Genomic DNA, 17,898 nt, shown 5'->3' on the forward strand with positions numbered 1-17,898 from the left:
GGCGCGGCTGTTCGCGCAAGATAGAAGGTGACGATAGACCCGGTACGGGGAAAAAGACTACGTACCGGCTGGTAGCCAGATTCCCGGAAGACCCCGATGCACAGGAGCCGCGAGTGCTGCCCATTCCGGCCGAAGAACTGAACGGCTCAGGAACGCTGGGGCCGTACTGGACCTTCTACCGCGCGGTCGCCGCCGAACAGCTCAGCCGGTGGCTCCCCGAACAGCCCTCGGTCCTGCTGGACCTGTCCGGCGGCGGGGGGCAGTGGGGGGCGCAGGCGGCGCGGTCGGGGCACCGCGTCATCGAGGTGATCGACTTCCGGCTGGCGGGGCAGGCCAAGCTGCACGACGCGGAGAAGATCCGCCGGATCCGCGCCGACGACCTGGGCTTCCTGCCCGACGAGAGCGTCGATGCGGTGGTCGCGGAGGAGCGGGCGCTGTCGGTGGAGCTGATGGCCGAGTCGGCGATCAAGGACGTGGCCAGGGTGCTGCGGCCCGGCGGCCGGGCGCTGGTCTGCGTCGACTCGCTGGTGCTGGGCATGGCGATACTGGCCGAGCAGAACTACTGGGCCCACCTGTGCCAGACGGGCGAGGTCATGCTGGTGCCCTGGCCCGACGGCAGCATCACCCGGTGCTTCAGCAGCGGCCAGCTCCGCGAGCTGCTGGTGGGCGCGGGCCTGGAGGTCGAGTGGATCCGCCCGCGCACGGTGCTGTCGCCCTCGACCGTGGACCACGTGCTGGCCTCCGACTCGCGGGCCCTGGCCTGGCTGGTGCGTACGGAGCTGGAGGCGCATCCCGACGATGACGACACCGTCGGGATCCACCTCGTGGCCAGCGCCAAGAAGAAGGGGTGAGCGCCGGGCGTCAGCGGCGGCGTTCCAGGCGCGACTGGCACTGCACGCAGCGCGCGGCCTCCGGCCTGGCCTCCAGGCGGCCTTCCGGCACCGGCTTGTCGCAGTCGACGCAGCGCCCGTAGCGGCCCTCGTCGAGCCGGGCGAGCGCCTCGGTCACCGCCTTGAGCTGCAGCGTGGCGACGTCGAGCATCGCCTGGTTGCGGTCGGCGTCGGTCAGGTCGGCGCCCGCGTCGGCCGCCGAACGCTCGCGTATCGCGACCGGATCGCCCCGTAGCACTCCGATCGACCGTTCGAGCTCGGCGAACATGGTCTTCAAGCGCTTACGCGCGGTCGCGTCGTCCACGAACGCACCTCCGGGAGAGATGAGGGCGCCTCGCAGCGGGATACCCCGGATCTCCCGCCGTGCGCGCTAAGGGGGCATGAACCGTATGTGGCGGCCCCGCCGGACTGGTGCGGGGCCAGCGCTTTCCTCACCGGATGCCCGTTCGACGACCTTCTTACACCGGTGTGACACCGTCTTTTCCGACGGAGGTGACAAAATCCGCGCCCCTGGTCAAGGACGCCGTCACAGCAGCGCGCCCTCCTCCGGCTCCTGGCGCTCCAGCAGGTGGGGGCCGTTGTTGCGCACGCTGTTGACCGCGGTCGAGACCGGATACGCCTCCAGCGTGTCGGGCGAGGCGGGCACCAGCAGGGCGCGGGCGTCCGCGGGCTCGGTCAGGCCGGGGTTGAGCCAGTCGTCCCAGCGCTCGCGCTCGACCAGCATCGGCATGCGGTCGTGGATGCGGCCGAGGTGGTCCTCTGCGGTGGTGGTGATCACTGTGCAGGTCACCAGCCACGCCTCGGGGTCGTCGTCGGGCCGGGACCGGTCGCGCCAGAACTCGTACAGGCCGGCCATGGCCATCACCGAGCCGTCGGCGGGGTGGATGAAGTAGGGCTGCTTGCGCTTCTTGTCGATCTGGTACCACTCGTAGTAGCCGTCGGCGGGCAGCAGGCAGCGCCGCTGCGCGAACGCCCGCTTGTACGCCGGCTTCTCGGCCACCGTCTCGACCCGCGCGTTGATCATGCGGGACCCGATCGAGGGGTCCTTGGCCCAGGGCGGCACGAGCCCCCAGCGCAGCGTGCGGAGCTGACGCACGGCGGACGCGCCCTGCTCATCGCCGTCCTGCCCCTTCTCGCCCTTCGGCTTGCGCTCCAGGACCGCGTAGACCTCCTTGGTGGGGGCCACGTTGTAGTCCTCGCGCAGCTCCTTGTCGGGCACGGCGTCCACCGCGACCCTGAACTCCTCCAGCAGCTCGTGCTTCTTCCGCGCCGAGGCGTATCTCCCGCACATGTCCCCCAGAGTGCCACTTCTCCCGCTCCCGCGCGCGACGCCCGCGGTACGCTCCGGCACGGCCGGTAGGCTGTGAACCATGTCTCAACGGCCCGATGCCACCCCAGTCTGGCCCGCTCCGGTCGCGGCGGGGCCGGTCCGCGCGACCGTGCCGCTCCCCGGCTCCAAGTCGGTGACCAACCGGGCGCTGCTGCTCGCCGCGCTCGCCGACGGCCCCGGCACCGTACGTCGTGCGCTGCGCAGCCGCGACGCCGACCTGATGGCCGCGGCCCTGCGCGCGCTCGGCGCCACGATGACCGCCTCCAACGAGACCGCCTCCGGCGCCGACTGGGCGATCGTGCCCGGCCCGGTGCGCGGCGGCGCGCGGATCGACGTCGGGCTGGCGGGCACGGTGATGCGGTTCGTGCCGCCGATGGCCGCGCTGGCCGACGGCGAGGTGTTCTTCGACGGCGACGCCCACGCGCGCAAGCGGCCCATGGGCCCGATCCTGGCCGCGCTGCGGTCGCTGGGCGCCCGGGTCGACGGCGACGCGCTGCCGTTCACCGTGCGCGGCCCGATCGAGGGCGGCGAGGTCACGCTGGACGCCTCGGCGTCCTCCCAGCTCGTCTCGGGGCTGCTGCTGACCGCCCCCCGCTTCGCCAAGGGCGTCACCGTGCGCCACCAGGGCCCGCCGGTGCCCTCGGCGCCGCACATCCTGATGACCGTGCAGATGCTGCGCGAGCTGGGCGTGAGCGTGGACGACTCCGAGCCCGACGTGTGGCGGGTGGAGCCGGGGCCGATCGCGGCGGCCGACACGACCGTCGAGCCCGACCTGTCCAACGCGGCGCCGTTCCTGGCCGCCGCCATGGTCACCGGCGGCACGGTCACGATCCCCGGCTGGCCCGAGCGCACCACCCAGCCCGGCGACGAGCTGCGGCACATCCTGGCCGAGATGGGCGCCTCGGTGAGCCGGTCGGCCGAGGGCCTGGTGGTCACCGGCACCGGCCGTGTGGCCGGCATCGACGCCGACCTGCACGACGTGGGCGAGCTGACCCCGGCCATCGCCGCGCTGGCGGCGCTGGCCGACTCGCCGAGCAGGCTGCGCGGCATCGCCCACCTGCGCGGCCACGAGACCGACCGGCTCGCCGCGCTGGCCACCGAGATCAACCGGCTGGGCGGCGACGCCCGCGAGACCGCCGACGGGCTGGAGATCCGGCCGCGCCCGCTGCGCGGCGGCGTCTTCCGCTCCTACGCCGACCACCGCATGGCCACGGCCGGCGCCGTGCTGGGCCTGGCCGTGCCGGGCGTGGGCGTGGAGGACATCGCCACCACCGGCAAGACGCTGCCCGAGTTCCCGCGGATGTGGGCCGAGATGCTGGGGCTGGAGGAGGGCGGCAACTGAGAAGGCGGGAGTACGACGAGGACGACGTACGGGTCCGGCCCGGCAAGGGGTCCCGGCCGCGTACCCGCATCCGTCCTGCCCACGAGGACGCCGTCGAGGGGTTCGTGGTGGCGGTCGATCGCGGCCGCTACACCTGCCTGGTGGAGCCCGGCGGCGAGCGGCGCCGCCGGCGCGGCGTGTCGGCCAGCGGCACGCTCGTGGTCGCGATGAAGGCCCGTGAGCTGGGCCGCAAGGGCATCGTGGTGGGCGACCGGGTGCGCCTGGTCGGCGACGTGAGCGGCCGCCCCGACACCCTGGCCCGGATCGTACGCGCCGAGCCGCGCACGTCGCTGCTGCGCCGGTCCGCCGACGACACCGAGGACACCGACGGGATCGAGCGGCCCATCGTGGCCAACGCCGACCAGCTCGTGATCGTGACCGCGCTGGCCGATCCCCCGCCCCGGCCGCGCATGATCGACCGCATCCTCGTCGCGGCGTACGACGCCGAGATCGACCCGCTGCTGTGCCTGACCAAGGCCGACCTCGCCCCGCCCGACGAGCTGGTGGCCCAGTACGACCCGCTCGGCGTGCCGTACGTCGTGGTCAGCAAGGGCGGCGACCTCGACCCGCTGCGCGCCGAGCTGACCGGCCGCATCAGCGTCCTGGTCGGCCACTCCGGCGTCGGCAAGTCCACCCTGGTCAACGCCCTGGTCCCGGAGGCCGGGCGCGCGGTGTCGCACGTCAACCCGGTGACCGGCCGCGGCCGCCACACCTCCACCTCGGCGGTGGCCCTGGAGCTCCCCGAGGGCGGCTGGATCATCGACACGCCGGGCGTACGCAGCTTCGGCCTGGCCCACGTCTCCCCCGACACGGTCGTGGCCGCCTTCCCCGACCTGGTAGAGGGCACCGTCGATTGCCCCAAGGGCTGCACCCACCGCGACGACGACTGCGCCCTGGACGCCTGGGTCGCAGCCGGCAACGCGGACCCGGCCCGCCTCACCTCCCTAAGACGCCTCCTGGCCAGCCGAGAAGGCGAACCCGACCCCGACTGACACAACACACCGAACGCGGGCACGTCTCATAGCTTCGGTAGGCGGGCGCCATGAGCACGCCCCCTGCCGGGCGCCTTCGCATAGGTGGGCGGGGGCCATCAGCACGCCCCCCTGCGGGGCGCCCTTCCCGGGTGGGCGGGTCTCGCTAGGAGGATTTGGTAACGGGGTAGTGGTGGCTTGGGCGCGGGTCGTGTCTGGAGGAGGAGCGCAGGGAGCGAAGCGACCAGAGCGACGAGGGGAAGACGCGACCCTGCGGGGGCGCTCTCTGTGGGGTGTAGGCGGGGGCCATGAGCACGACCTGCGGGACGCTCTGCGCAGGTGGGCGGGGTCCATGAGCACGCCCCCCTGCGGGGCGCCCTTACCGGGTGGGCGGGTCTCGCTAGGAGGATTTGGTAACGGGGTAGTGGTGGCTTGGGCGCGGGTCGTGTCTGGAGGAGGAGCGCAGGGAGCGCAGCGACCAGAGCGACGACGGAAAGACACGACCCTGAAGGGCGCCCAAGCCCGCGTATTGCGAAGCAATCGCCTAAAGCACGCTAGTGTCTCTCCGTGACGGATTACAGCGACGACCTGCGGCTCGCGCACGTCATGGCGGACGCCGCCGACGATCTGACGATGCGCCGGTTCAAGGCCGTGGACCTGCGGGTCGAGACCAAGCCGGACCTGACTCCGGTGAGCGACGCCGACCGTGCCGTGGAGGAGGCCATCCGGGGGACGCTGCGCCGTGCCCGGCCGCGGGACGCCGTGGTGGGCGAGGAGTTCGGCTCGACGGGCGGGGGCGCCCGGTCCTGGATCGTGGACCCGATCGACGGGACCAAGAACTACGTGCGCGGCGTGCCGGTGTGGGCGACGCTGATCGCGTTGATGGACCAGGGCAAGGCGGTCGTCGGGGTGGTGTCGGCGCCGGCGCTCGGCCGGCGCTGGTGGGCCGCCCGTGACGGCGGCGCCTGGACCGGGCGCGGTCTGACCAAGGCCACGCGGTGCCAGGTGTCCTCGGTGGCCAAGCTGGAGGACGCCTCGTTCTCCTTCTCCGACATCGAGGAGTGGGAGAAGGCGGGCAGGCTGGAGGAGTTCCTGGACCTGACCCGGGCGTGCTGGCGCACCCGCGCGTACGGTGACTTCTGGTCGCACATGATGGTCGCCGAGGGCTCGGTGGACCTGTCCGCGGAGCCCGAGCTGTCGCCGTGGGACATGGCCGCCCTCACCGTGATCGTGGAGGAGGCCGGCGGCGTGTGGACCGACCTGGCGGGCGTGCCCGGCCTGGAGGGCGGCAGCCTGGTGTGCACCAACGGCACCCTGCACGACGAGGTGCTGCGCCGGCTCGGCACCGCCTCGATCGGCTAGAGCTCCAGGCAGCGGGCCGCGGCGTCGAGCAGGCTGCCGCGGTACGCCTCGCCGAACAGGCACACGTGCACCAGCAGCGGGTGGAGCTGGTGCAGCGGCACCCGGGCGCGCCAGCCCTCGGTGAGCGGGTGCTCCTCCTGGTACGCCTCCATGATCGCGGCGAGGTGGGGGGCGCCGAACAGGGCGAGCATGGCCAGGTCGGTCTCGCGGTGGCCGCCGTGCGCGGCCGGATCGACGAGCACGGCCCGGCCCGGGGTCCACAGCACGTTGCCGCTCCACAGGTCGCCGTGGATGCGCGCGGGCGGCTCGGGCGGCCCGGCCAGTTCGGGCAGCCGCTCGATGACCTCCTCCAGCAGCGCGGCGTCGTCGGCGCGCAACCGGCCGGCGGCGAGGGCCGTACGGATGAAGGGGCGCAGGCGGCGTTCGGCGTAGAACTCCGGCCAGGTCGGGGCCGGCTCGTTGGGCATCGGCAACTCGGCGATGAAGCCGGGCCACGGCGCCCCGTACGCCTCGGCGCCGGCGCGGTGCATGCGGGCCAGTTCGCCGCCCAGCCGGCGCGCGGCCTCGGCGGTGGCGTCGCCGGGCTCGATCCACTCCAGGACCAACCGGTCGTCGGTGACGTCGTAGACCTCGGGCACCGCGACCGCCCGCGACTCGCCCAGCCAGCGCAGCCCGGCGGCCTCGGAGATGAACAACTGGGAAACGTTCCCTGACTTGACGAAGGCCGGACGCCCGTCGGGCAGCTCGCCCCGGTGCAGCCGCCAGGCGTGGTTGGCCCCCAGCTCGCGCACGAGCCGTACGCCGGCCGTCACGTGAGCTTCTCCGCCAGGTGCTTGGCCAGGCCCTCGGCGGCGGCCTCGATCTGGCGCAGCACCTCGGCGAACCCCTCGGCGCCGCCGTAGTAGGGGTCGGGGACCACGGCGCCGGAGGGGGCGGCGGGGTCGAAGGAGCGAAACAGCCGAACGTCGGCGCCGGGCGGGGCGAGTTTCCGCAGGGCGCGCAGGTTGTCGGTGTCCATGGCGAGCACCAGGTCAGCGCGCTGGAACCACTCCGGCAGGAACCGTCTGGCCCGATGCGCGGCGCCGTCGTATCCTGCTTCCGCCAGTGCCGCCGCGGCCCGCTCGTCCATGGGCTCGCCCTCGTGCCAGCCGCCGGTGCCGGCGCTGTCCACGGTGACCAGGCCGCCCAGGCCGTGGTCCTCCAGGGTGCGCCGGAGCACGACCTCGGCCATCGGGGAGCGGCAGATGTTGCCCATGCACACCAGGCACACGTGGTAGCTCATGACCTCCAGCATGCCAGGAGCGTGCCAGGGCCCCGCGCAACGCCGCCGCTCTTGACCGGCGCATGGGGCTCCCATGGGCCTCTTGACACCATATTCACACTCCGCCGCCCACCTCTTCCATGGTCGGTCATTGCTCGTTTCATTTCCGTTCACTTTCGAGCAGTTGTCTCTAGGTGCAACGGGAAACGGGATCTCACTACGGAGAAGGACGACATACCGTGACCAGTGGACAGCGCCGCCTGAGCGCGGTGGCGACGGCCGCCCTCGTGGTCGCACTCGCGGCGGCCTGCGGCGGTGGCGACAGCAACACCGGTGGCACCGACTCGGCCTCCCAGGGCACCGAGACCAACGCGGCGGCCCTCACGGGCGAGGTCAAGGCCGACGGCTCCAGCACCGTCGCCCCCCTCACCCAGGCGGCCTCCGAGCTGTTCGGCGAGGAGCAGCCGCAGGTCAAGGTGCCGGTCGGCACCTCCGGCACCGGTGGTGGCTTCGAGAAGTTCTGCGCCGGTGAGACCGACATCCAGAACGCCTCCCGCGCGATCAAGGACGAGGAGAAGGCGGCCTGCGACGCCAAGGGCATCAAGTACAGCGAGCTGACCGTCGCCACCGACGCCCTGACCGTGGTCGTGCCCAAGGAGAACACCTGGGCCACCTGCCTGACCACCGACCAGCTCAAGAAGATGTGGGAGCCGGCGGCCGAGGGCAAGATCAAGACCTGGAAGGACGTCGATCCCAAGTTCCCGGCCGAGGAGCTCAAGCTCTACGGTCCCGGCACCGACTCCGGCACGTTCGACTACTTCACCGACGCCATCAACGGTGAGGAGGGCGCGAGCCGCAAGGACTACAGCCCGAGCGAGAACGACAACGACATCGTCACCGGCGTCTCGGGCGCCAAGGGCGGTCTCGGCTACTTCGGCTTCACCTACTTCGAGGAGAACGCCGACAAGCTGACCGCGGTGCAGATCGACAGCGGCAACGGCTGCGTCGCCCCGAGCGTCGAGACCGCGCAGAACGGCACCTACGCCCCGCTGTCGCGTCCGCTGTTCATCTACCCGTCGGCCGCGTCGGTGAAGCGGCCCGAGGTGGCGGCGTTCCTCGACTTCTACGTCAACAACATCGACGCCATCGCCAAGGACGCCAAGTACATCCCGCTCAACGCCGAGCAGACGGCCAAGCTCAAGTCCGACCTTCAGGCGCTGAAGAGCCAGGCGGGCTGATGGCCACGCAGAGCCGAGCGACCGCTCCGGGGACCGGCAGGTCCCTGGCGCGGTCGCGCCCGCGTTACGGCGAGTTCATCGTCAAGACGATCCTCCTCATCGCGGCGCTGATCTCGGTGGCGACGACGGTCGGCATCGTGGCCGCCCTCATCGAGCCGACCATCGAGTTCTTCTCGGAGATCAGCCTGGGCGAGTTCTTCGGCTCCACCAACTGGGGGCCGCTGTTCAACCCGCCCGCGTTCGGCGTCTGGCCGATCATCGTCGCGACCGTGGAGATCACGCTGATCGCGATCCTCGTGGCCGTGCCGCTCGGCCTGGCCGCCGCGATCTACCTGTCGGAGTACGCCACCCCCCGGGTCCGCAAGATCTTCAAGCCGGTCCTGGAGGTCCTGGCCGGCGTCCCGACCGTCGTGTTCGGCTTCTTCGCGCTGGTCTTCGTCACCCCGCTCCTGCAGAGCTGGTTCCCCTTCCTGGACCTGGAGGCGAAGAACGCGCTGGCCGCCGGCCTCCTCGTCGGCGTCATGATCATCCCGATCGTGGCGTCGCTGTCGGAGGACTCGATGGCCGCGGTGCCGAACGGCCTGCGTGAGGGGTCCTACGCGCTGGGCGCGTCCAAGATGCTCACCTCGGTACGCGTGGTGGTGCCGGCCGCGTTCTCCGGCATCGTCGCGGCCATCATCCTGGCGATCTCCAGGGCGGCCGGCGAGACGATGATCGTGGCCATCGCCGGTGGCTTCAAGGCCGTGTTCACCTTCAACCCGACCAACGAGATGTCCACCATGGCCGCGTTCATCGCGCAGGCCGGCTCCGGCGACGCCTCGGTCGGCTCCATCGCGTACAAGACGATCTTCGCGGTCGGATCGCTGCTGTTCATCATGACCTTCGCCATGAACTGGTTCAGCGCCCGCATGGTCCAGAAATACCGCGAGGTGTACGACTGATGACCGTCCTGACGACCCCCGCCAGCGCCGTGCGCCTGGCCCGCCAGGGGCGCCCGATCGGGGAGCACATCTTCCGGATCACGCTGCTGTCCAGCCTGATCATCGCGCTGGGCTTCCTGGCGATGCTGCTCATCTACGTGGTGCAGGAGGGCTGGCCCCGCCTGGACTCCACGCTGTGGGAGTCCATGCCCTCCATCCGCCGTCCGGAGACCGCGGGCGTCCAGTCCGGCATCTTCGGCACGCTGTGGATCATCGGGCTGACCGCGCTGATGGCGCTGCCGACCGGTGTGCTCGCCGCGGTCTACCTGGAGGAGTACGCCGACAAGACCAAGTGGTACAACAAGCTGATCGAGCTGAACATCAGCAACCTGGCCGCGGTGCCGTCGATCGTCTACGGCATCCTCGGCCTGGGCATCATCGCCCGCTGGCTCGACTTCGGGTTCACGGTGATGACCGGGGCCATCACGGTCTCGCTGCTGGTGCTGCCGATCGTGATCATTTCCGCGCGCGAGGCGATCCGGGCGGTGCCGCCCTCGATCCGCGAGGGCTCCCTCGCCCTCGGCGCCACCCAGTGGCAGACGATCTACCGCCAGGTGCTGCCCTCGGCCATCCCGGGCATCGCCACCGGCTCGATCCTGGCGCTGTCGCGCGCGATCGGCGAGGCGGCGCCCTTCCTCATGCTGGGCGCGGCCACGCTGGTGCGCTTCAACCCCGAGGGGGTCTGGAGCAGCTTCACCGTGCTGCCCCTGCAGATCTACAGCTTCATCAGCCAGTCGCGGGAGGAGTTCCACATCCTCGCCTCCGCGGCGATCGTCGTGCTGCTGGCGATCCTGCTGCTGATGAACTCCGTCGCCATCTGGCTCCGCAACCGATTCCAGAAGCGCTGGTGATAGCGAAATGTCCGAGAGAACCTCCATGCCGAACCTCGCCGTGCGTGGAACCGAGGCCCCCAAGAACGCCGAAGCCCTCGACCCGGTGTTCACCGTCTCCGGGCTGAGCGTCTTCTACGGCGACTACGAGGCCGTGCGCGGCGTCGACATGAACATCGGCAACCGCGAGATCACCGCGATGATCGGCCCGTCCGGCTGCGGCAAGAGCACCGTGCTGCGCTGCTTCAACCGGATGAACGACCTCATCCCCGGCGCCCGCGCCGTGGGCAAGATCGCCTACCACGGCGAGGACCTGTACGGCGCCCACGTGGACCCGATCGAGGTCCGCCGCCGCATCGGCATGGTCTTCCAGAAGCCCAACCCGTTCCCCAAGTCCATCTACGACAACATCGCCTACGGCCCGCGGGTCAACGGCATGAAGGGCAAGATGGACGACGTCGTGGAGGAGGCCCTGACCAAGGCCGCGCTCTGGGACGAGGTCAAGGACAAGATCAAGCAGAACGCGCTGTCGCTCTCGGGCGGTCAGCAGCAGCGGCTCTGCATCGCCCGCGCCATCGCGGTGAAGCCCGAGGTCATCCTGATGGACGAGCCGTGCTCCGCGCTCGACCCGATCGCCACCACCAAGATCGAAGACCTCATGCAGGAGCTGACGCGCGAATACACCATCGTGATCGTCACGCACAACATGCAGCAGGCCGCGCGCGTCTCCGACCGCACGGCGTTCTTCACCGCCGAGGTGGACGAGGCCGGCGTACGGCACGGCCGCCTCGTGGAGTTCGACGAGACCAGCCGCATCTTCACCAACCCGAGCGACAAGCGGACCGAGGACTACATCACGGGCCGCTTCGGCTGATCGCTCGGCCTGACCCATTGGAGGACCCGGGTGATCCAGCCGCAGACGGCACCCGAGGTGGACGGGGACACTCGGACGGCGCCCATGCTGCTGGTCGCCGATCCGGACACGGCGCTCGTGCACGATCTGGCGTCCGCGCTGGAACGCGAGGGCGTGGACGTGGCGGGCGCCGCGGACGGTGCGCAGGGGCTGATCCAGGCGGGCGCGCTGCAGCCCGACGTGGTACTGGTCAGCGCGACGCTGCCCGTGATCGGACCGGTGGAGTTCATCCGGGCCGTACGGCTGTCGCGCTCGATGCCGGTCCTCCTCGGCGTGGGCGAGGGACACGCCGAGGAGGCCGTACAGGCGCTGGCCGCGGGTGCGACGGCGTGCGTCGCACGGCCGTACCGAGTGCCGGAGCTGCTGCCCATGGTCCAGGCGGCGTTCACCGGCGAGGCCTCGGCCCGCAAGGTGCTCGCCGTCGGCAGCGTCCAGCTCGACGTGCAGGCCTACCAGGTACGCGTCGCCGGCCGCGCCGTGCACCTTCCGCTGCGCGAGTTCGAGTTGCTGCACTACCTCATGCGCAACGCCGACCGCACGGTGACGCGTGAGCAGATCATGCGTCACGTGTGGAACTCCGCCGACACCACCTCGACCAACACGATCGCCGTCCACGTGAAACGGCTCCGCGCCCGCCTCGGCGACACCGACGACCGTCTGATCCAGACTGTACGGGGCGTCGGCTACCGCCTGGTGACCCCCACCTGAACACTATTCCAAGGTGGCGCGCAGCAGGATCTGTCCCTCGGCGAGCTTGGCGGCGGTATCGCCGCAGCCACGCTCGCCGCGGAACGCGGCCATGATGCGCCTGGCCACGCCCTGCACCTTGGCGATCCCCTCCTCCAGCGTCGCGCCGTCCTCGGTGAGCACCGCCACCGCGTAGTCCTGGCCGTCGCCGCGGATCAGCCCCACGCTCGCCACGGCCCACCGCCGGTTCGAGACGTGCCTGAGCCAGCCGTTCTTCAGCGCGACCACGTCCCCGTCGCACGCCGCCGCGCTCACGCCCCACTTCTGCTCCGGGATCACCCCGGTCATCAGCCGGATCACCTGGTCGCGGTCGGCCCTGGGCAGCGGCCCCTTCCCGGCGGCGAGCCGGGTGAGCAGCCGCACCCGGTCCTCCGCCGAGGTCTCGGTGATGCCCCAGCAGTACAGGTCCACGCACCGCCCGCCGACGGCCGTGGTGTGCTTGAGCCCGAACCTGCGCCCGGCCCGGGTCAGCCCCTCCGGCCCGCCGATGCGCAACCACAGCCGGTCGGCCGCCTTGTTGTCGCTGTACTTGATCATCAGCTCGGCGTCGGCCCTGGCCTCGGCGCTCAGCTTCTTCCACGGGGTCTTCAGCAGCAGCGCCATCAGGATGTCCATCTTGGCGGTGCTGGCGGTGTCCAGCCGCAGCTTCGGATGGTAGCGGTACGTCCGCCCGGTGGCGAGGTCGCGCACCATCGCGGTCACCCGGCCGCCGCGCCCGGCGAGGAAGCGGTCCAGCGTACGGGTGACGTCCTCGGCCACGATCGCGGGCGGCGCCTCGGCGACCTGTTCCCCGCGCGCCTCGTACGCCGGCGCGCTCCGGGCCCCGTGCGGGCCGGTCGGGCCGGGTGAGGCCGGAGCCGACGCCGCCCGGTTCCCGGCGGCCTCCGCGCGCCGCCCGGCGTCGCCGGAGCACCCGCACACCAGCATCGGCGCCAGCAGCGCGGCCGCGCCCAGCACCGCCTTCGGTCTCAGGGATCCACGTCTCGCCACGTCCCCGCCCTGTCTTCTCGCTACCGCATATACAGGGAATCTGTCCCGATAAGGGATCGATCACGACGACTGTGCTGAGCCTAGCCCGATACCGGCGAATCTCCTTAGAACTCCCGAGGACTCGCAACCCACTCTTAACGCAGGGCGGCTTTTACCCCAACCGTCCCACCGGTCACGACGGGCACGCGGTCAGGCAGGCGGGGCGGGCGAAGAGATCCAGCAGCGCCGTACGCGCCTCGTCCGCGGTGCCGGCCACGACCGCCCGGCCGTTGGTGGCCCCGGCGATGGCCTCAAGCTCCGCCCGGTCCACATCCGGCCCGAACCCGAGGGCGGCCACGGTGACCGGCCGCTCCGCGTCGTAGCCCTCCCGCAGCGCCCGTACCGCGTCGTCCAGCGAGGTGCCCCGCTCGCCGTTCCCGCCCTTCTCGCCTTTCTCACCGAGGTCGTTGCGCCCGTCGGTGACCACGATGACCATGCCGACCTGCGCGGGATCGTCCCGGCGCCCGGCCTCCTCGACGGCGGCGAGCACGGCGTCGTACAGGCCGGTGTGCCCGCCGATCTTCTTGCGCAGCCCGCGCAGCTCGTCCCCGATCCGCTCCGCCCGTTCCCCGGCCGGGCCGACCGGGACGACCTCCTGGTAGTCGCGGTCGCCGTCCACATCGGTGGCGAACCGCCACGCGCCCGCCTCGCTGCCCTCGGGCAGCCCGCGCACCCCCTCCTCGGCCAGCCTGGCGGCCAGCGAGAGCCGGGTGTCCGCGGTGCCGCGCACCTTCTGCCGCATCGACCAGGAGGTGTCCACCAGTACGACCGTCCGCGTGGGCGCCAGCAGCAGCCGCAGCCCGCGCAGCGCCTGCGCGGTCACCTCGGCGGGCGGGTCGGGAATCCGGGCGGGCTCCTCGGCGCGCAGACCGTACTGGTCGGACATCCGGGCGTCCGCGCGGCCGTCGGGCGTACGGAACCCGGCCGCCCGCACGGCCGCGGCGCCCCGCTCGGACCTGATCACCTCCAGGAACGCCGCCGCGGCCTCCCGCTTGGCCGGGTCCTCCGCGCTCACGACGTACGGGTAGTCCAGCGCGACCGCGCCCTCGGGCGGGTACAGGCCGATCGCCGTGCGGCGCGGCCCGGCGGTGTTGTGCGCGAAGAGCGCCTGCTCGGGGACGACCACCATCGGCTCGTCCCCGTCGGCATCGGTGTCGGCGGCAGCATCGGTGTCGTCGGCATCGGCGGCGTCGTCCGGGTCGAGCGCCGCGAGCAGGTCCGCGGGGCCGGACAGGACCGAACGCCGCAGGTCCGGCAGGACCTCCGCCATCACCTGGGCGAAGTCGTCCCGGTCGCCCATGGCCGCCGCGAACACGTCCACCGCCGCGATGCCCGCCGCGCTGACGGCGGGATCGGCCAGCATCACCGTCAGCTTGTTCTCGGTGACCACCTGGTCGGAGGGGGCGAGCACGTTCCAGGTCGGCCTGGCGCCCTTCACCGCGATTTTCGTGGCCATCTCCTGCCGGACGGCGAGGATGACCGGTGTGCGCGCGATCGAGGGCGCGGCGCCGGCCAGCCGCCGCGGCGCGCCCCGCTCCACCGCCAGCCCCGGCCACACCGAGTCCTCCGGCACCCACACGTCCGGCGCCGCCTCCCCTCGGGCCAGCGCGTCGGCCACCTCCGCCGAGGACCTGGCCACGACCGCGACCGCGCACCCGCCCGCGATGCCGCCGAGCTGCCGCAGCACCGGCGCGATCTGCGGATCGGCCACCACGGACAGCTCCGAGGCCGCACACGCCGGCCTGCCCATCATCGCCCAGGACGCGCCGCCCACCATGGCGGTCAGCATCACCATGCAGGAGACCGCGACCGCCCGCCCACCGCGCCGCCGCCTGCGCACCACCGCCGGCGCGGGAGTCCGCCTGCCCGGCGCCTCCCGCATGTCCCGTTGCGCCCGCCTGCCGCGCAACCGCGGCTCGGGCAGCTCGACCGGAACCCCGAACGGCGGCCATACCCGCACGTCATGCGGCTCCCGCACCCCGCCGAGCCGCGTCCGGGAATCGGAGAACCCGTCCCACCCGTTCGAGGACCCCGAGAACCCGCCCCGGAACCGCCCGACCCGCGGCCTGTTGCTGGACGGCGGGCCCGGCCACCGTGCCCCATCGGGCGGCGGCGGGCGCAGGCCCTCGCCCACCCCGGCCTGCGCCTCGCCCCGCCCCAAACCCGGTTCCCGGTGGCTTCCGCCCACATCTCGCCCTTATAACGGTAGATCTGCGTACATGCCCCCGCCTCCTGGGCATCCTAGTGACAGACCCCACGGACCACATCAGTCCCACAGATATCAGTACGGAGGCGTGTCGCTTACGAGGCGGCGACGCAGGCGGCCGTGTGCTCCGGCTCGGCCGCCGGACGCCGCCGGTCCAGCACCCCCGACAGCAGGGCGACCGCCAGCCCCGACACGCCGAGGAGCGCGGCCACCCACATCGGCGAGGTGTAGCCGAACCCGGCGCTGATCGCGAGACCGGCGAGGAACGGGCCCATGGCGTTGCCGAGGTTGAACGCGGCGACGTTGGCGGCCGACGCCAGGGCCTGCGCGGCCACGGCCTGCTCCAGGACCCGGCTCTGCAAGGGCGGGATGACCGCCGAGGCGACGATCCCGTACAGGGTCAGCACGACCACCACGGCCACCTGGTCGCCGGCTGCGAGCAGCAGCACCACGGCGACGACGGTGATCGCGGCGAGCAGGGCGTACAGGGTGGGCATCAGGGCGCGGTCGGCGTACCGGCCGCCGATCGGCCCGCCGACGAGCATGCCCAGCCCGAGCAGGACCATCACGAACGGCACCGCGTCGGCGGAGTAGCCGGCGACCTCGGTCAGCAGCGGCGCGACGTAGGTGACCACGGCGAGCAGCGGCGCCCAGCCGAGCGCGGTCATCGCCAGCGCCAGCCACACCTGACCGCGCCGGAACGCCGCCAGCTCGTGCCGCAGCCCGGTCGTCGGCCGCGCGCCCGCGGGCACCAGGGCCACGATCCCGGCCAGCGCGGCCACACCGATCACGGCGACCGTCCAGAACGCGACCCGCCAGCCGAAGTTCTGCCCGAGGAAGGTGCCGAACGGGACGCCGAGCACGTTGGACAGGCTGAGCCCCATGAACATCAGGGCGATGGCGCTGGCCCGCCTCTCCGGGCGTACCAGGTCGGCGGCGACCACGGACCCGATCCCGATGTACGCCCCGTGCGCGAAGGACGCCACGATCCTGCCCGTCATCAGGGCGCCGTACGACGGGGCGAGGGCCGAGAGCACATGGGCGGCGATGAACAGCACCATGAGCCCGACCAGCATGGTTTTGCGCGGCAGCCGCGCCCCGGCGGCGGTCACCAGCGGAGCGCCCACGACGACGCCCATGGCGTATCCGGACACGAGCAGCCCGGCCGTGGGGATGGAGGTGCCGAAGTCGGCCGCCAGATCGGGGAGCAGCCCCGCGATGATGAACTCGGTGGTTCCGATGCCGAAGGCCCCTAGGGCCAGCGCGAAGAGCGCGAGCGGCATGGTGGTTCCTCCCCAGGTACGATGAACGGCGAACGCCAGTAGGAAGCGCATGCATTAGTTGCACACGCCTGATATTTGCAGACGCCTGCTATCTCAGCATGCAAGTACTAGGCGGGGCAACCGCGAGGAGGGTGAGTCATGTCACGTCCCGAGCAGGACCGGGCCCAGGGCTGGCGGACTCTCTCCGCGTTGCAGAACCGGATCGAGGACCGCATCGAGCGCGCGCTCCAGGAGGCGCACGGGCTGAGCGTGAACGAGTTCTGCGCCCTGCACCACCTCGCCGGCCAGGAGCCCGGCAAGCGCGTACGCATGCAGCAGCTCGCCGACAAACTCGTCCTCAGCCAGAGCGCGACCACCCGGCTCGTCACCCGCATGGAGGAGCGCGCCCTGCTCTCCCGGGTGATCTCCCCCGAGGACCGCCGCGGCATCTACGCCGAGCCCACCGATGCCGGCCTCAAGCTCCTGAACGAGGCGGTCCCCACCCACAACGCGGCCCTCGACGCCGCGCTCGCCGAGGCGGCAGAGCTTCCCGAGCTGACCCCCTTGGTGCAGGCTCTGGAGAAGCTGAGCATCAAGGTCGATCCCCAGCCGAGGAGCACGGCCCCATGACGACCCTGCGCACGGAACGGTTGGAACTACGTCCCGCCACCCGGCAGGACGCGGACGCACTACGCGAGCACTGGAACCATCCCGACGTCAGGCGCTACCTGTTCGACGGAAAGGAGGTCGATCCCACCCTCGTCGCCACCTTGATCGCCGAGAGCGACATCGCCCGCGACGGCTACGGCCTGTGGCGAATACACCGCGACGGCGCCCTGGTCGGCGTCTGCGGCCTGCGCCCGCACGAGTCGGGCGAAGTGGAACTGCTCTACAGCCTCGACCCGTCCCACTGGGGCCACGGCCTGGTCACCGAGGCCGCCCGCGCGGTCCTCACCGAGGGGGCGAAGGCCGGCCTGACCCGGATCCTCATCGAGACCGACGAGGACAACGAGGCATCGCAGCGGGTGGCAGTCCGCCTCGGCGCCGTGGACCAGGGCTCCGACGGCCGGCTCCGCCGCTACCTCCTGTCCCTGCCGTGACCACCCCCGAAACCCTGACCACCTCCGAAACCCTGACCACCCGCAAAACGATGACCACCGGCGAAACACCAAAAGGGCCCTGAAACACAATGGACCCTGAAACGCAGAAAGGGCCATCCCAACCGGGATGGCCCTTTCTGATCAATATTTGTCCGGCGGTGACCTACTCTCCCACACCGTCCCCAGTGCAGTACCATCGGCGCTGGAGGGCTTAACTACCGGGTTCGGAATGTAACCGGGTGTTTCCCCACCGCTAAAACCACCGAAACACTATGAAACACACAACCAACCAACCTACCGTTACCTGGTTGCTGTCTCAGAATCACATAGTGGACGCGAGCAAAACTGCTTTGTGGTCAAGTCCTCGGCCTATTAGTACCGGTCAGCTCCACACGTTA

At 71.5% G+C, this 17,898-nt stretch carries 18 protein-coding genes and 1 rRNA gene; 11 read left to right on the forward strand and 8 right to left on the reverse strand.

The window, feature by feature from the left end:
• Positions 1 to 113 precede the first annotated feature (113 nt).
• Positions 114 to 851 carry a methyltransferase domain-containing protein gene (locus HNP84_RS12005; RefSeq protein ID WP_185049687.1) on the forward strand — a complete coding sequence of 246 codons (738 nt, stop codon included), beginning with the start codon at positions 114 to 116 and terminating at the stop codon, positions 849 to 851.
• Between the two features lie 10 nt (positions 852 to 861).
• Here HNP84_RS12005 and HNP84_RS12010 read toward each other — a convergent pair whose 3' ends face one another.
• Both HNP84_RS12010 and HNP84_RS12015 read right to left on the reverse strand, forming a co-directional pair.
• Positions 862 to 1,194, reverse strand: coding sequence for a TraR/DksA family transcriptional regulator (locus HNP84_RS12010; RefSeq protein ID WP_185049688.1), 333 nt, complete (start codon positions 1,192 to 1,194; stop codon positions 862 to 864).
• Positions 1,195 to 1,416: 222 nt separating this feature from the next.
• Positions 1,417 to 2,181, reverse strand: coding sequence for an SOS response-associated peptidase (locus tag HNP84_RS12015; RefSeq protein ID WP_185049689.1), 765 nt, complete (start codon positions 2,179 to 2,181; stop codon positions 1,417 to 1,419).
• Between the two features lie 79 nt (positions 2,182 to 2,260).
• Here HNP84_RS12015 and aroA point away from each other — a divergent pair, with 79 nt between their 5' ends.
• The 3 genes from aroA to hisN all read left to right on the forward strand — a co-directional run bounded on the left by aroA (position 2,261) and on the right by hisN (position 5,934).
• The gene (gene aroA / locus HNP84_RS12020) at positions 2,261 to 3,562 is read left to right on the forward strand and encodes a 3-phosphoshikimate 1-carboxyvinyltransferase (protein ID WP_185049690.1); all 1,302 of its coding nucleotides are present in this window, start codon (positions 2,261 to 2,263) and stop codon (positions 3,560 to 3,562) included.
• Positions 3,559 to 4,593 carry a ribosome small subunit-dependent GTPase A gene (gene rsgA, locus HNP84_RS12025; RefSeq protein WP_185049768.1) on the forward strand — a complete coding sequence of 345 codons (1,035 nt, stop codon included), beginning with the start codon at positions 3,559 to 3,561 and terminating at the stop codon, positions 4,591 to 4,593. The genes aroA and rsgA overlap by 4 nt, the downstream gene beginning before the upstream one ends.
• 546 nt (positions 4,594 to 5,139) lie before the next feature.
• Positions 5,140 to 5,934: a histidinol-phosphatase gene (gene hisN, locus HNP84_RS12030; protein ID WP_185049691.1), complete on the forward strand. Its 795-nt coding sequence runs from the start codon at positions 5,140 to 5,142 to the stop codon at positions 5,932 to 5,934.
• Here hisN and HNP84_RS12035 read toward each other — a convergent pair.
• Complete coding sequence (locus tag HNP84_RS12035; protein WP_185049692.1) at positions 5,931 to 6,746, reverse strand: fructosamine kinase family protein; 816 nt, start codon at positions 6,744 to 6,746, stop codon at positions 5,931 to 5,933. The genes hisN and HNP84_RS12035 overlap by 4 nt on opposite strands.
• Complete coding sequence (locus HNP84_RS12040) at positions 6,743 to 7,228, reverse strand: low molecular weight protein-tyrosine-phosphatase (protein WP_246518033.1); 486 nt, start codon at positions 7,226 to 7,228, stop codon at positions 6,743 to 6,745. The genes HNP84_RS12035 and HNP84_RS12040 overlap by 4 nt, the downstream gene beginning before the upstream one ends.
• Before the next feature lie 206 nt (positions 7,229 to 7,434).
• Between HNP84_RS12040 and HNP84_RS12045 the strand changes: the two genes are divergently transcribed.
• From HNP84_RS12045 to HNP84_RS12065, 5 genes are read left to right on the forward strand one after another with little or no spacing between them, the layout of a single operon-like run.
• Positions 7,435 to 8,433 (forward strand): PstS family phosphate ABC transporter substrate-binding protein, encoded by a 999-nt coding sequence (locus HNP84_RS12045; protein WP_221336125.1) that lies wholly within the window; start codon positions 7,435 to 7,437, stop codon positions 8,431 to 8,433.
• Positions 8,433 to 9,374, forward strand: a complete 942-nt coding sequence (gene pstC / locus HNP84_RS12050) for a phosphate ABC transporter permease subunit PstC (protein WP_185049693.1) — start codon at positions 8,433 to 8,435, stop codon at positions 9,372 to 9,374. The genes HNP84_RS12045 and pstC overlap by 1 nt, the downstream gene beginning before the upstream one ends.
• Positions 9,374 to 10,264 carry a phosphate ABC transporter permease PstA gene (gene pstA / locus HNP84_RS12055; protein WP_185049694.1) on the forward strand — a complete coding sequence of 297 codons (891 nt, stop codon included), beginning with the start codon at positions 9,374 to 9,376 and terminating at the stop codon, positions 10,262 to 10,264. Before pstC ends, pstA begins: the two co-directional genes overlap by 1 nt.
• 25 nt (positions 10,265 to 10,289) lie before the next feature.
• A complete protein-coding gene (gene pstB / locus HNP84_RS12060; RefSeq protein ID WP_376771867.1) occupies positions 10,290 to 11,117 on the forward strand; it encodes a phosphate ABC transporter ATP-binding protein PstB in 828 nt (275 codons plus the stop codon).
• A 30-nt stretch (positions 11,118 to 11,147) separates the two neighbouring features.
• Complete coding sequence (locus HNP84_RS12065; RefSeq protein WP_185049696.1) at positions 11,148 to 11,864, forward strand: response regulator transcription factor; 717 nt, start codon at positions 11,148 to 11,150, stop codon at positions 11,862 to 11,864.
• A gap of 3 nt (positions 11,865 to 11,867) precedes the next feature.
• Here the strand turns inward: HNP84_RS12065 and HNP84_RS12070 are convergent, their stop codons facing one another.
• The 3 genes from HNP84_RS12070 to HNP84_RS12080 all read right to left on the reverse strand — a co-directional run bounded on the left by HNP84_RS12070 (position 11,868) and on the right by HNP84_RS12080 (position 16,421).
• The gene (locus HNP84_RS12070; protein WP_312924508.1) at positions 11,868 to 12,893 is read right to left on the reverse strand and encodes a serine hydrolase; all 1,026 of its coding nucleotides are present in this window, start codon (positions 12,891 to 12,893) and stop codon (positions 11,868 to 11,870) included.
• 172 nt (positions 12,894 to 13,065) lie between these two features.
• On the reverse strand, positions 13,066 to 14,892 hold the full coding sequence (locus HNP84_RS12075) for a substrate-binding domain-containing protein (RefSeq protein ID WP_185049697.1): 1,827 nt from the start codon (positions 14,890 to 14,892) through the stop codon (positions 13,066 to 13,068).
• 341 nt (positions 14,893 to 15,233) lie between these two features.
• Positions 15,234 to 16,421: an MFS transporter gene (locus HNP84_RS12080; RefSeq protein ID WP_185049698.1), complete on the reverse strand. Its 1,188-nt coding sequence runs from the start codon at positions 16,419 to 16,421 to the stop codon at positions 15,234 to 15,236.
• A gap of 138 nt (positions 16,422 to 16,559) precedes the next feature.
• Here HNP84_RS12080 and HNP84_RS12085 point away from each other — a divergent pair, with 138 nt between their 5' ends.
• Both HNP84_RS12085 and HNP84_RS12090 read left to right on the forward strand, forming a co-directional pair.
• Positions 16,560 to 17,030, forward strand: coding sequence for a MarR family winged helix-turn-helix transcriptional regulator (locus tag HNP84_RS12085; protein WP_185049699.1), 471 nt, complete (start codon positions 16,560 to 16,562; stop codon positions 17,028 to 17,030).
• Entirely contained in the window at positions 17,027 to 17,500 is a 474-nt protein-coding gene (locus tag HNP84_RS12090) for a GNAT family N-acetyltransferase (RefSeq protein WP_185049700.1), read from the forward strand. The genes HNP84_RS12085 and HNP84_RS12090 overlap by 4 nt, the downstream gene beginning before the upstream one ends.
• Before the next feature lie 150 nt (positions 17,501 to 17,650).
• Here the strand turns inward: HNP84_RS12090 and rrf are convergent.
• A 5S ribosomal RNA gene (rrf, locus tag HNP84_RS12095) occupies positions 17,651 to 17,767 on the reverse strand.
• Positions 17,768 to 17,898: the final 131 nt, after the last annotated feature.

Source organism: Thermocatellispora tengchongensis (assembly GCF_014202315.1).
Taxonomy (GTDB): domain Bacteria; phylum Actinomycetota; class Actinomycetes; order Streptosporangiales; family Streptosporangiaceae; genus Thermocatellispora; species Thermocatellispora tengchongensis.